The following is a 278-nucleotide window of genomic DNA, read 5'->3' as shown; positions in this document are numbered from 1 at the left end:
AGGACATCCTCGCCGCCGTCGACTCCGTACGGAAGCAGTCACTGCCCGCCCTGGAGACCCTGCTCGTGGTCGACCACAACGAGCGGCTCCTCTCCCGGCTGACCGAGGAGTACGCGGAACAGCGGCTCTCCGAGGAGGTGCGGGTGCTCGCCAACGCGGGCCCCCGCGGCCTCTCCGCCGGCCGCAACACCGGAATCGCCGCCGCCCGCGGCGAGTTCGTGGCCTTCCTCGACGACGACGCCGTCGCCGAGCGGGACTGGCTCCACCACTTCTCGGCT

At 71.9% G+C, this 278-nt stretch carries 1 protein-coding gene; it reads left to right on the top strand.

The features are described from left to right. Window positions 1–278 (top strand): glycosyltransferase family 2 protein (locus tag AOK00_RS34035; protein ID WP_159041916.1); only part of this gene is annotated, 278 nt, incomplete at both ends.

The sequence above is a fragment of the Streptomyces aureus genome (assembly GCF_001418135.1).
Lineage (GTDB): Bacteria > Actinomycetota > Actinomycetes > Streptomycetales > Streptomycetaceae > Streptomyces > Streptomyces aureus_A.
This window is presented reverse-complemented; position numbering and strand designations above follow the sequence as displayed.